The sequence below is a fragment of the Campylobacter sp. 2014D-0216 genome (assembly GCF_014931215.1).
GTDB lineage: Bacteria > Campylobacterota > Campylobacteria > Campylobacterales > Campylobacteraceae > Campylobacter_D.
In genome coordinates this window covers 748,566-761,704 of the sequence record NZ_CP063089.1, presented here as the reverse complement: position 1 = coordinate 761,704, position 13,139 = coordinate 748,566, and the positions used below count along the sequence as shown (strand labels likewise).

The following is a 13,139-nucleotide window of genomic DNA, read 5'->3' as shown; positions in this document are numbered from 1 at the left end:
AGTCCTTTCCTTATAAATTTACATTTACTTTATACTCGCTAAGATTATTACCTTTAGTATCCATCACATGCACAGCACATGCAATACAAGGATCATAAGAGTGGATTGCTCTTATAACTTCTAAAGGTTGTTTAACATCAGCTAGTTTCATACCAATAAGACATTGCTCATAGCTCCCACCTACTCCATTTGCATCTTTTGGACTTGCATTCCAAGTAGAAGGCACCACTGCTTGCCAATTTTCAATTACACCATTTTTAATTCTACACCAATGGCTTAATGCACCACGAGGCGCACTTCCCATAAATCTACCTTTATACTCTTTGTTTTTATCGATCACATAAGTAGCACAAGTGCTTTCATCTGTTTTTAAATTTTCAACCAAAGAATTAAATGCTTTTAAACCGTGATCTGCAATGATTTTTGCTTCAATCGCTCTAGCACCCGTTCTTCCTAAAGTACTCATGAGTGCTTGAACTGGTAAGTTAGTTGCTTTTAAGAATGAATCAACTGCTTCTACAACAATTTGATTACCCTTAGCATAATTCACTAAAATGTTAGCCAATGGTCCAACTTGCATAGGCAAGTTTTCATATCTTGGAGCTTTAATCCAGCTGTATTTGCCCTTAGTATCAAACACTTTACTATGAACCATATTGCCTTTATCATCAATACTTTCGCCATCAACTAAGCCAGTATAATTTGGATTTGTTTTACCATCATAAGGATGTAAGGCTTCATTGTCTGCATACCAAGCTCTTGTAGCTTCTTCAGTGATTTTAGCTTCATCTACTTCTTCCACCTTACTCAAATCACCATTTCTAATAATACCGCCTTCAAACAACCATTCATCACTTGAAACTTGGAATTCTCTTTCGGTGTAAAAGTTATTAACGCCCACATCATTTAAAACACTCGCTTCTTTAGAATAAGCTTTTGCTGCCATGATTAAATCCGGATAATAAGCACGATTAATAAAATCAGCCACTTCTTGGAATTTAGTCATATACTCAGCCATTCTTGAAGGGTTTAAAAGATCCATAACACAAGTCACACCACCGACTGTTAAGCTTTGAGGGTGAGGATTTTTTGCACCAAAAATTGCCATTGCTTGGGCAATTGTTCTTTGAATTCTTAAACATTCTAAATAATGCGAAAGTGCGATAAGATTTTGCTCAGGAGTAAAGCGGTAAGTTGCGTGTCCATAATAAGCATTTGCAAATGGCCCAAGGTTACCTTTATCTACAAAAGCTTTTAATCTTTGCTGTACTTCTAAAAGCTTATCTGCACCTGCTGCATAAGGCACATCAGTGTATTTGAACGCTTCATCACTTGCTTTTTTTACATCAGCGCTTAAAGCACTTACAACATCAACAAAATCAAGCCCATGCAGTTGATAAAAATGTACAGGGTGATCATGCATATACAAAGCTGCATTCATTAAAGTTCTAGTTAAAACTGCATTTAATGGCGGAGTAATACCTAAAGCATTTTCTACCGCTATAATCCCTGCTCTATAATGTGAAAAAGTACAAACCCCACAAATTCTTTGAGTTAAAAAGCCCGCATCTCTTGGATCACGCCCCTTAACAATTGTTTCCAAACCTCTCCATAGAGTTGATCCTGAATATGCTTCCTTGATGACATTGTTTTCATCAACCACTACTTCAACTCTTAAGTGTCCTTCTATTCTAGTAAGTGGATCTATAATAATTCTTTTTGACATTCTTAATCCTTATTCTTTTCTAATGAAGCAATCACAGCATGCGCAGCAACAGCAACGCCTGTTACACAAAGCACACCTATACCGATTTTATCTGAAATACTATCTGCACCCAAACCATAAACAGTATCAAATAATCTTCCTGCCATTACCTCTTCAAAAGGCCCCATAGTATCCCAAAAATCAGGTTCAGAACAACCTATACAGCCATGCCCAGCTTGCACCGGCCAAGAAGTGTGCTGATTAAATCTTTCTTTAGAGCAATTGTTAAATGTATAAGGTCCTTTACAACCTACCTTATATAAACAATATCCTTTTTTTGCACCCTCATCACCAAATTGTTGCACAAACTCACCCGCATCAAAACGCCCTCTTCTTTCACAAAGATCATGAATTCTTAAAGCGTAAGCCCATTTTGGTCTATTATAAGCATCAAGTGCTGGTAATGTTTGATAAAGTATATAATGAATCACATTACCAATGATGTTTTTCTCGCTTGGAGGACAACCTGGAACATTGATCACTGTTTTGTTTGTAACTTTACTTAAACTAACTGCATTACTCGGGTTAGGTCTTGCAGCTTGAATACCACCAAAAGCCGAACAAGTTCCTATAGCAAAAATAGCCAAAGCATTATCACAGGCTTGTTGTGCTATTTGCTTTCCTGTTTTACCATGCGGTCCTATAGTTAAAAAGTGCTCTGTATTACCTGTTGGTATACCACCTTCTACCATTAAGATATATCTACCTTTGTATTTTTCCATGGCAGATTCAAGGTTATGCTCTGCTTGCCAACCTGCTGCACCCATTATAGTTTCATGATATTCTAAAGAAATATGATCAAAAATCAAACTATCGATTGTAGGCGCATCACTTCTTAACAAACTCTCAGAACAGCCTGTACATTCAGCCATATGAAGCCAAATCACCGGAAGTCTATCGCTAAGCTCAGCAGCTCTTGCAACTACAGGTGTAAAGCTAGCAGGCAATGCTAAAAATGCAGTCATCGCACTAGCCCATTTCATAAAATCTCTTCTTGAAAAGCCTGATTGTTCTAAGGCTTTAGAGATAGAAATCTCATTTTTCAAAAGAGGAAGTTTTTCTAATGCATCTAAACGGCGATTAAAAATATCCAAATCACTCATTTGTTGTTCCTTAATTTTTAAAAATATCATTAAAGATTTTAAAATATTTATTGTTAAGAATAGATAAAAAAATAATAATTTATTAAACAAAAATACAAAATGTTTACAATTTAATGTTAATAGGAGAAATTTACTCTAAATAAGCAAGTATAAACTTGCTTATTTTTTTGTAATTACAATAGAATCATCTTTTGAGTCTATAAAAATGGTTTCATTTTCATTTAATTCATCAGATAAAATCATATCGCTTAGTTTATCCTCAACCATATCATATAAAGCTCTTTTTAATGGCCTTGCACCAAAATCTACATCAAAACCAATCTTTGCAATCAAACTAGCTGCCTCATCACTCAAATTCGACTGAATACCTCTGTTTGCAAGAGTTTTTTGCAGGGTATTAAATAATAGTTTAACTATTTTAACCGCCTCGCTCTCTCCTAAAGGATTAAACGTAATAATATCATCTAAACGATTTAAAAATTCAGGCTTAAAAAATCCTCTAAGTGCTTCTTTGATCGCCTTATCTCTTTCGTCTCCTTTAAGCTCCATAATAAAATTAGCACCAATATTAGAAGTTAAAATAATAATAGTATTAGTAAAATCAACCGTAACACCTTTGCTATCTGTAGCTCTACCATCATCTAAAATTCCCAAAAGTATATTAAATACATCTTTATGTGCTTTTTCCACTTCATCAAACAAAATCACACTATAAGGTTTTCTTCTTACTGCTTCGGTTAATTCCCCACCCTCTTCATGTCCTATATATCCAGGAGGTGCTCCTAAAAGTCTTGATACGCTATGTTTTTCCATAAATTCACTCATATCAAAACGCACCATAGCCTTTTCATCATCAAATAAAAATTGAGCCAAGGCTTTAGCACTTTCTGTCTTACCCACTCCAGTTGGCCCTAAAAATAAAAAACTTCCTATAGGTTTTCCAGCTTGATTCAACCCTGCTTTATTGCGCTTAATAGCTCTAGCCAAGGCACTTAAAGCCTCATCTTGACCTATAACACTTTTTTGCAAATATTCTTGAATATTTAAATACTTTTGTTTTTCAGAAGTAAGCATTTTTTGCACACTTATACCTGTCCACTTGCTTAAAATTCCAGCTACTAAATCCTCATCAACTTGATTTTTAAGCAAAACCCCTTCTTGTGTCATTTGCTTCCATTTTTCTTCTAAATTTAAAACTTCCTTTTCACACTCTAAAATCTTACCATACTCTATCTCAGCTGCTTTTTGAAAATCACCTTTGTTTTTTGCAAAATTTGCTTCATTTTTCAAACTGTCAATTTCTTTTTTCTTTAAGCTAATGCCATTAAAAACAGCCTTTTCATTCTCAAACTGAGTATTTAGCTTAATCTGCTCTTCTTTTAAATTTGCTAATTCTTTTTTAATTTCTTCTAGTCTTTTTGTATTAGCTTCATTGTTTTCCATTTTTAAAGCTTCATTTTCTACTTCTAAACTTTCAATTTGCTTTCTAACTTTTCTTAATGAATTTGGCTCGCTTTCTATTTGCATTTTAAGTTCAGCCGCAGCTTCATCGATCAAATCAATCGCTTTATCAGGTAAAAATCTATTAGCGATATAGCGTTTAGATAATTTTGCAGCAGCCACTAAAGCACTATCATTGATGGTTACATTGTGATGAATTTCTAGTTTTTCTTTTATCCCTCTAAGCATAGCCAAAGCTTCATTTACATTTGGTTCGGCTACATTTACAGGCTGAAATCTCCTTTGCAAAGCTGCATCTTTTTCAAAATATTTTCTATATTCTTTTAAGGTAGTAGCTCCTATGGTATGAAGCTCACCTCTTGCTAATGCAGGCTTTAAAATATTTGCCGCATCCATACTGCCTTCATTTGCACCAGCACCTACTATAGTATGAATTTCATCAATAAATAAAATAATATTTTTATGCTTTGTTACTTCATTAACCACAGCCTTTAATCTATCTTCAAATTCGCCACGATATTTTGCTCCGGCTATTAAAGCACTCATGTCTAGTGCAACAACTTTTTTATTTTGTAAAGAAGTCGGAACATCTTTTTTTACTATTCTTTGTGCTAAAGCCTCTACCACCGCAGTTTTTCCCACACCAGGTTCACCAAGCAAGATGGGATTGTTTTTTGTTTTTCTTATTAAAATTTGCATTAATCTTTGAATTTCTTCTTCTCGACCTATTACTGGATCAAGCTCTCCATCTAAAGCTTTTAAAGTTAAATCAATACCAAATTTAGATAAAGAGTCTAAAGTCTCATCACTTGTTTTAGTATCTATCTTAGCACCCGATCGTATCAACTCTAATTCTTTTTTAAATTCATTCAAGTCCACAAACTTAGACAAAATACTCTTTATAGGTTCATTAAAACTTTCCGAAATAAGCCACATATCTACGGCTAAATAACTATCTTTGTTTTCTAAAGCCAAACCCTTTGCTTTTTCTAAAGAATTAATAAAATCATTTGAAAATTTAATATTATCTTTATTAACATTTGAGCTTGTAGGAAGAGAAGCGATTTTGCTTTTTACCTCTAATTCAAAAGCTTCTTTTGAAATATTTAATTTATTAAAAACTTGATTTAGCAAACTTGAACTATCAACACTTAAAGCCCATAGCAAATGTAAGGGTTTAATTTCGCTATTTTTAGAATGAATGGCCAAAGAAATCGCACTTTCTACATTAGTAAGCATAGAGTCTGTTAAAAAATCTTGTATATTTGCCATTGTTACTCCTTTATTACTTTATATGAAAAATATTATATAACTTTAGTCTTATATTGTCAAGTTTATTTAGTTATTTTTATAAATATTATTTTATATTATTACACTAATATCATAAAAATATTTGGTATATTTACGATTTTTTAAGCAAAAATCAATAAAATTAGATAATTTATTTTTATGAATTCATATATTTAATTTTGGAGTTTTCCTTTGAAGACAAAAAGAAATCTTATTATTGCAGCAAGTCTTTGTAGTCTATTAACCGCTTCTTTTATTTTTACCAATCTACAGGCTAAAAACCCTGCACCAAGTGAAGCAGAAAAGAAAATAGAAGCTTTATCAAAACTCACAAGAACTATGTCTATTATCGAGCAATATTATGTTGATGATGTAAATTATACAGATTTGGTTGATAAGTCTATAGCAGGCCTATTAACCAACTTGGATGCTCACTCATCTTTTTTAGATGAAAAAGGCTATAAAGAACTTAAAGAACAAACTAACGGGGAATTTGGTGGACTTGGTTTTACTATCACCCAAAAAGATGGTGCAATCACCGTAGTAGCTCCTATTGAAGGAAGTCCAGCGGATAAAGCGGGTATAAAAACCGATGATATCATCTTGCGAATCAACCATGAATCTACTTTAGGTATGACTTTAAATGAAGCTGTATCAAAAATGCGTGGAGAGCCTAAAACCAAAGTTACTTTAACTATTTATAGAAAAGGCGACCTTAAGCCGTTTGATGTTAATTTAAAAAGAGATATCATCAAGGTTGATAGTGTTTATGCTAAATTAATCGAAGATGAAAATCTACTCTATTTAAGAGTAACCAATTTTGACAAAAATGTCGTAGATGAAGCAGGTAAGGCCATAAAAAAACACTCTAATGCAAAAGGAATTATACTTGATCTTAGAACTAATCCAGGTGGAATTTTAAATCAAGCAGTTGGCTTGGTTAATCTTTTTGTTGATAAGGGCGTGATTGTTTCTCAAAAAGGCAAAATAGAAAGCGAAAATGTAGAATTTAAAGCAAATCCTAGCAAAAAAATCACCAACGCACCTTTAGTAGTGCTTGTAAATGGCGGTAGTGCTAGCGCTAGTGAGATTGTAAGCGGTGCGCTTCAAGACTTTAAACGTGCGATCATCATAGGAGAAAAAACTTTTGGTAAAGGTAGTGTTCAACTTATTTTACCTATGGATGAAAAAGGCAAAGAAGGATTAAGATTAACCATTGCAAAATACTACTTACCAAGCGGCAGAACCATACAAGCGGTTGGGGTTAGTCCTGATATAGAAGTATTTCCAGGTAAAGTAAGCAAAGAAGAAAATCAAGGTTTTGAAATCAAAGAAAGCGACCTTAAAAAACACCTGCAAGCTGAACTAGATAAAATAGGACACCAAGAAAAGAAAAAAAATACTAAAGAAGATAAAAATATCATTACCAAAGAGCAAATTCAAAATGACATACAATTAAAAACAGCAATTGATGCGATCAAAATTCTAAACATCACAAAAGGAGACTAATATGGCAACAAAACTAGAACTTTTATACGAAGGTAAAGGTAAAAAAATGTTTAAAACAGATAATGAGAATATTCTCATTACTGAATTTAAAGATGATCTAACTGCTTTTAATGCAGAAAAAAAAGGTAATGAAGCAGGAAAAGGTGCATTAAACTGCAAAATTAGCACTGAAATTTTTCATCTTTTAGAAAAAGAAGGCATTAAAACCCATCTAATAGAAACAATTGGCGAAAAAGAACAAATCGTTAAAAAATGCGATATTATACCTATTGAAGTAATCACTAGAAATGTAGCAACAGGATCTTTAACCAAAAGACTAGGTATCAAAGAAGGAACAGTTTTGCCTTTTGCTTTAGTTGAGTTTTGCTATAAAGATGATGCTTTAGGTGATCCTATTATCAATGATGAACACTGCTTGATTTTAAATTTAGTCAAAAGCGAAAAAGACCTAGAATTAATCAAAAACACCGCAAGACATATTAATTCTATTTTAGTTAAATTCTTTGAAGCAAAAGGATTGAGACTGATTGATTTTAAATTAGAATTTGGCATCGATAGCGAAGGGAATATGATTTTAGCAGATGAAATCAGTCCTGATAGTTGTAGATTTTGGGATAGCAAAACCAATGAAAAATTAGATAAAGACCGTTTTAGACAGGATTTGGGCAATGTTAAAATGGCATATGAAGAAGTATTAAAAAGAATTTTAAGTTAGGAAATATAATGAAAGTAACTGTAAACATTACACTGAAAAATGGGGTTTTAGATCCTCAAGGTAAAGCTATAGAAAAAGCTTTACACTCTTTAGATTTTAATAATATTGCAAATGTAAAAACCTCAAAACAAATTAGTTTTGATATTGCTTGCGAAGATAAAGAAGAGGTTTTAAAACAAGTAGACTTAATGTGCAAAGAATTACTTGCAAATACTGTGATAGAAGATTATGAGATAATACTATGAAAGTAGCTATCATTCGTTTTCCTGGAACCAACTGTGAATTTGATACAGCTTATGCTTTTGAAAAGCTAGGTGCTCAAACTGAAATCATTTGGCATGAAAGACAGGATTTTAACGCAGATTTAATTGTCTTACCAGGTGGATTTTCTTACGGAGATTACTTAAGATGCGCAGCTATTGCAAAACTTGCTCCTGCTATGAAAACACTAAAAGAACATGTGCAAAAAGGCGGATATGTCTTAGGGATATGCAATGGTTTTCAAATTTTACTTGAACTTGGGCTTTTAAAAGGAGCTATGAAGCACAACAATAGCTTAAGTTTTGTTTCTAAAATGCAAAAATTACAAGTAGTCTCAAACCAAAATGTTTTTTTAAAGAATTTTCAAAAAAATGATATCATAGAACTTCCTATTGCACATGGTGAAGGAAACTACTTTAATAGCGAAGATGGTATCAAAATGCTAGAAGATAAAGATATGATTTTACTACGATATGTAAACAACCCAAATGGCTCTTTGAACGATATAGCTGGAATTTGTGATGAAAATAAAAAAGTATTTGGATTAATGCCACACCCTGAAAGAATGTGCGATGAAATACTAGGATCAAAAGTAGGACTTAAAATGTTTGAAGGATTTTTAAATTGCTAAAAACCTTCAAAGTTTTTTGTATATTTTTACTTACTCTTCATCTTTATGCTCAAGAAAATAGTGTTTTTCAAGATTATGAAACCTTAGAAAAAAACTATAATATGCTTGATGATCAAGCTAAGCAAATTTATAATACTATTGCACCTAGTGATGAGAATAACTATGAAAATAAAGTTAGCGAGGAAAAGTTTATCCCTCAAGGATCACTAGTATTAAACGCAAAAGATTATGTTGAAGAAGCTTATATTGATCAAGCTTTTGCAATAGACCTTGAGGTAATTACCACAACCAATGCAAGCTTTGATTTGAATGTAAGCTTTGAAAAAAATGAAGATATGCTTTGGATTAATCCTAATCCTATTTGGGAGCAAAAAGCAAATTCATACCATACAAAATTATGGTTTGAAGCTAAAAGCCTCAATGCTAATTTAAACAAAATCATTGTTTCTTTGAGTAGGAATGATTATATTTTCCAAAGTTCTTCTTTGATTATCAAACCTATTAAATTTATTAAAATTGATGCTCCTTCAAATAAATATTCTCATATTGTTGCAAGCAATCTTGAAGTAAAACAGATTAAAGCAAGTAATTTTGACAATGATAATATGATTTTATTTATAGAGCTTGTGGGGGAAAATACCAATCTAGCAAGTTTTAATATCAAAGACATACAAAAACAAGGTGTAGAAGCTATCAAAGGAGATTTTGAAAAGCAAAGTGGTTTTTACTATGCCATCTTAGATAAAAGTAAAACTCGTTTTGATTTTTCTTATTTTAATTTAAATTCTAAAGAACTAAAAGATTTTTCTTTAAAAATAGAACTAAAAGAAGATAGCATTAGCACACAAAGTGATTTAAATCCAAAAACTAATGATTTTAACTTTTATAAACAAGTAATTTTATGGAGTTTAAGTGGTATTTTTGCTTTATGGTTTGTTTTCAAAAAAAGCTATGTGGCTTTAGGCTTAACTATACTAGCTTTAATTGCAAGTTTTTTAGCACAAAATAACATTTACAAAGCAGTATTACAAGCAGAAAGCAAGGTGCAGCTATTACCAACGCTTAATTCAACGCATTTTTATTCAGGCAAATACAATCAAGAAGTAGAAGTACTCGACTCAAGAAATGAATACCGAAAAATTTTATTTAAAAATGGAAAAATAGGCTGGGTTAAAAGTGAAAATTTATCAAAGATTTAAGGCTTTAATTTTTTGGATAGAATTTATTTTTTCTATCATTTTTTTATGTATAGCATTTTTGTTAATGCATTCTCAAGAAAAAATTTGGAAACTTAGAAAAACTTGGGCGAAGCTACAAAAATACATTATAAACTATCAAATTCAAACTCAAGGATCAATGCACCCGCAGGCTAATTTGCTTCTTATTAACCACCAAAGTATGCTAGATATCGTTGCTTTGGAAGATTTAAGTCCTAGAAATATTTCTTGGATAGCTAAAAAAGAATTAGGAGAGCTTCCTATCTTTAAAACTTTAATTAAAAAACCCAAAATCATTTGTATTGATAGAAGTCCTAAAGGTTTAGTAAAGCTTTTAAAAGAAGCTAAAGAAAGACTTAATGAAGATAGAATTTTAGCTATATTCCCAGAAGGTACAAGATCAAAAACACCACAACTTTTAAAATTTAAAGTTGGAGCTAAAATTTTAAGTGAAAAACTGAATTTAAAAGTTCAACCCGTAGTGATTGTTGATTCAGCTAAAATTCTAGATACCCAAAGTTTTAGTGCCAATAGTGGGGTTTTAAAAGTTGTTTTTCTTGACCTTGTAGATACTAGCAAAGAAAATTGGCTTGAACAAACTAGAAAAGACATGCAGGCTGTATTAGATAAAGAAAGGTTGCAAAATTGATCACGACAATCTTAGCAGTGGGCTTAGGAGGATTTTTAGGAGCAATTGCAAGAATGCTAACTAGTAATTTCTTCAATAAAATCATTCCACACAACTTTCCCTATGGCACTTTAATGGTTAATATCATAGGTTCATTTTTAATAGGATTGTTTTTTTCTTATGCTAATTCAAAAGGCATTAACATCCACACTAAAAGTTTTTTAAGTACAGGTTTTATGGGTGCTTTTACAACTTTTTCTACTTTTTCTTATGAAAATTTACTTTTTTTACAAAGTGGGGATTATTTACATTTTGTATTAAATGTTGTGTTAAACATAGGTCTTTGCCTTTTAGCTGTATGGCTTGGCTTTTTAATTTTTAAATAAAGGAGATATAATGCAATTTCAAACCGAAGTTAATCAACTTTTACAATTAATGATACATTCTTTGTATTCAAACAAAGAAATTTTTTTAAGAGAACTGATTTCAAATGCAAGTGATGCGCTTGATAAACTAAGCTATTTAAGCGTCAGTGATGATGCATATAAAAATTTAAAATTTGAACCAAAAATTCAAATCAATTTCAACCAAGAAGCAAAAACTCTAACCATTAGTGATAATGGTATAGGTATGAACAAGGAAGATTTAATCAATCATCTTGGAACTATTGCTAAAAGTGGTACAAAAAGCTTTTTAGAAAATTTAAGCGGTGATGCAAAAAAAGATTCACAACTAATAGGTCAATTTGGCGTAGGTTTTTACTCTGCTTTTATGGTAGCTTCTAAAATAGAAGTTTTGAGCAAAAAAGCTTTAGAAGAGCAAGCTTATCTTTGGACTTCTGATGCAAGTGGCTATGAAATCGAAGAAGCAAAAAAAGATGAACAAGGTACTTGTATTACTTTACATCTAAAAGATGAGGAATTTTTAAATTCTTATCGCATTGAAAGTATAGTAGAAAAATACTCTAACCATATTCAATTTCCTATTTTTATGGAGAAAGAAGAGTATTTACCATTAGAAGAAGGCGAAAAAGAACCTAAAAAAGAATTAAAAAATACTCAAATCAATACCGCAAGTGCTTTATGGAGACAAAACAAAGCAAATTTAAAAGCACAAGATTATGAAAGATTTTATGAGCAAAATTTCCATGATTCAAATAAACCTATGCTTTATATTCATACAAAAGCTGAAGGTTCTATAGAGTATAATTCTTTATTTTTTATACCTGCACAAGCTCCATTTGACCTCTATAGAGTGGATTATAAAAGCGGTTTAAAACTATATGTAAAACGCGTATTTATCAGCGATGATGATAAGGAATTGCTACCAACTTACCTAAGATTTGTACGTGGTATTATTGATGTAGAGGATTTACCGCTTAATGTTAGTCGTGAAATTTTACAAGAAAATAGAATTTTGAAAAGCGTCCAAGAAGCAAGTGTTAAAAAAATCCTAGCAGAACTTAAGAAATTTAAAGACAAAGACAAAGAAAATTATCTTAAATTCCATGAAAATTTTGGAAAAGTTTTAAAAGAAGGTTTATATGGTTTTGGTGAAAACAAAGACGCAATTGCTAAACTTTTATATTTTAAAAACTCAAACAAAGAAGAATTAATCGATCTTGAAGAGTACAAACAAAATTTAGCTGAAGGTCAAAATGAAATTTTTTACATTAGCGGTAAAAATGAAAAATTATTAAGAAACTCTCCATTACTTGAAAGCTATAAACAAAAAAATATCAATGTTTTATTGCTTGATGAAGAAATCGACACCATAGTTATGCCTATGATGAATGAATTTGAAGGTTTAAAATTTAGTGCTATTAATCACTTAGCAAGTGAAGAAACAAGCGAGGAGCAAAAGGCTGAATTTGCACCTTTACTCATTAAAATTAAAGAAGTTTTAAAAGATGAAGTGGAAGAAGTTAAATTAAGTCAAAGACTTTCTAATAGTCCAAGTTATATTGTTTATGATCAAAATAAACCAGATTTTGCTATGCAACAAATTCTTAAACAAATGGGTCAAGAACAACAAGTAAAACCTATACTTGAAATCAATCCTAATCATGCAATTTTAAAAGCCTTAAAAGACAATGACTCACTTGCTAGCGAAATGGCACACATTCTTTTAAATATGGCTAAATTAAGCGAAGGTATGGGTATAGATAATCCTAGCGAATTTAATAATGCGTTAAACACTATCATTTCTAAGGCTTTAGAAAAATGAAAAATATTGCAATTTCTAAAGATATTTTAAAAGAGTATTGCATTATAGATGTAAGAACTCCGAGTGAGTGGAGAAGCGGTGTAATAGAAGAAGCAGAATTAATCGCACTTTGTGATGACAATGGCTTTATGAATGAAAATTTCATACAAGAATTTCAATCAAGAATAGATTATCAAAATAAAAACATCGCTTTTGTATGTGCTACAGGATCAAGAAGTAGACACACCGCTATTATGATTGAAGATGCTTTAGGTATAGAATGTGTCAATCTTGATGGTGGCATGGTGTCGCTTTTAGCGCAAGGCTATGAAGCAGTAAAAAAGGATATTTAAA

12 protein-coding genes are annotated in these 13,139 nt (G+C 31.6%); 9 read left to right on the top strand and 3 right to left on the bottom strand.

Features of this window, described 5'->3' with window-relative positions; genetic code table 11:
- Positions 1-10: 10 nt before the first annotated feature.
- The 3 genes from A0083_RS03880 to A0083_RS03870 all read right to left on the bottom strand — a co-directional run bounded on the left by A0083_RS03880 (position 11) and on the right by A0083_RS03870 (position 5,601).
- Positions 11-1,726 carry a nickel-dependent hydrogenase large subunit gene (locus tag A0083_RS03880; protein ID WP_197554404.1) on the bottom strand — a complete coding sequence of 572 codons (1,716 nt, stop codon included), beginning with the start codon at positions 1,724-1,726 and terminating at the stop codon, positions 11-13.
- 2 nt (positions 1,727-1,728) lie between these two features.
- Complete coding sequence (locus A0083_RS03875) at positions 1,729-2,868, bottom strand: hydrogenase small subunit (protein WP_197554401.1); 1,140 nt, start codon at positions 2,866-2,868, stop codon at positions 1,729-1,731.
- A gap of 159 nt (positions 2,869-3,027) precedes the next feature.
- Positions 3,028-5,601, bottom strand: a complete 2,574-nt coding sequence (locus tag A0083_RS03870; protein WP_197554398.1) for an ATP-dependent Clp protease ATP-binding subunit — start codon at positions 5,599-5,601, stop codon at positions 3,028-3,030.
- Positions 5,602-5,811: 210 nt separating this feature from the next.
- Here A0083_RS03870 and A0083_RS03865 point away from each other — a divergent pair, with 210 nt between their 5' ends.
- The 9 genes from A0083_RS03865 to A0083_RS03825 are packed head-to-tail and all read left to right on the top strand — an operon-like array spanning position 5,812 to position 13,138.
- Positions 5,812-7,128: a S41 family peptidase gene (locus A0083_RS03865; RefSeq protein WP_197554395.1), complete on the top strand. Its 1,317-nt coding sequence runs from the start codon at positions 5,812-5,814 to the stop codon at positions 7,126-7,128.
- Between the two features lies 1 nt (position 7,129).
- Positions 7,130-7,843 carry a phosphoribosylaminoimidazolesuccinocarboxamide synthase gene (purC, locus tag A0083_RS03860; RefSeq protein ID WP_120758966.1) on the top strand — a complete coding sequence of 238 codons (714 nt, stop codon included), beginning with the start codon at positions 7,130-7,132 and terminating at the stop codon, positions 7,841-7,843.
- Positions 7,844-7,851: 8 nt separating this feature from the next.
- Positions 7,852-8,088: a phosphoribosylformylglycinamidine synthase subunit PurS gene (gene purS, locus A0083_RS03855; protein WP_120758964.1), complete on the top strand. Its 237-nt coding sequence runs from the start codon at positions 7,852-7,854 to the stop codon at positions 8,086-8,088.
- Entirely contained in the window at positions 8,085-8,735 is a 651-nt protein-coding gene (purQ, locus tag A0083_RS03850) for a phosphoribosylformylglycinamidine synthase subunit PurQ (protein WP_120758963.1), read from the top strand. Before purS ends, purQ begins: the two co-directional genes overlap by 4 nt.
- Positions 8,729-9,934, top strand: a complete 1,206-nt coding sequence (locus A0083_RS03845) for an SH3 domain-containing protein (RefSeq protein ID WP_197554392.1) — start codon at positions 8,729-8,731, stop codon at positions 9,932-9,934. Before purQ ends, A0083_RS03845 begins: the two co-directional genes overlap by 7 nt.
- Positions 9,912-10,601, top strand: a complete 690-nt coding sequence (locus A0083_RS03840) for a lysophospholipid acyltransferase family protein (RefSeq protein WP_120758959.1) — start codon at positions 9,912-9,914, stop codon at positions 10,599-10,601. Before A0083_RS03845 ends, A0083_RS03840 begins: the two co-directional genes overlap by 23 nt.
- Positions 10,598-10,966, top strand: a complete 369-nt coding sequence (gene crcB / locus A0083_RS03835; RefSeq protein ID WP_197554389.1) for a fluoride efflux transporter CrcB — start codon at positions 10,598-10,600, stop codon at positions 10,964-10,966. The genes A0083_RS03840 and crcB overlap by 4 nt, the downstream gene beginning before the upstream one ends.
- 10 nt (positions 10,967-10,976) lie before the next feature.
- Positions 10,977-12,806, top strand: a complete 1,830-nt coding sequence (gene htpG, locus A0083_RS03830; RefSeq protein ID WP_197554386.1) for a molecular chaperone HtpG — start codon at positions 10,977-10,979, stop codon at positions 12,804-12,806.
- Positions 12,803-13,138, top strand: a complete 336-nt coding sequence (locus tag A0083_RS03825) for a rhodanese-like domain-containing protein (protein ID WP_120758953.1) — start codon at positions 12,803-12,805, stop codon at positions 13,136-13,138. Before htpG ends, A0083_RS03825 begins: the two co-directional genes overlap by 4 nt.
- Position 13,139: the final 1 nt, after the last annotated feature.